The organism is Streptococcus mitis, from assembly GCF_946190275.1.
GTDB classification, from domain to species: Bacteria; Bacillota; Bacilli; order Lactobacillales; family Streptococcaceae; genus Streptococcus; species Streptococcus mitis_DC.
The window spans coordinates 1-214 of record NZ_CAMHZQ010000127.1 but is presented as its reverse complement, the minus strand read 5'-3'; the positions used below and the strand labels follow the sequence as shown (position 1 = coordinate 214).

General features: G+C 38.8%; 1 protein-coding gene. It reads left to right on the top strand.

Annotated features, from left to right (window positions below):
• The coding region (locus N8M20_RS10480) for a DUF1542 domain-containing protein (protein WP_261080551.1) at nucleotides 1-214 on the top strand (214 nt) is incomplete at both ends.

The window sequence follows — 214 nt, the reverse complement described above, 5'->3', positions numbered from 1 at the left end:
AAAAAGCTGAGAAACTGAAAGAAGTAGATAAAGCTACAGAAGCAGCTAAGGCTAAAGTTGATGAAGCAAACAATGCAACAGAAGTTGACACAGCTAAGAATGACGGAGCTGACACAATCGGCAAAGTACATGACAATGGATCTCTAGATAAAGTCAAAGAAGCAGCTAAGCAAGCAATCGATCAAGCAGCTGAAAGAGAAAAAGAAGAAATCAA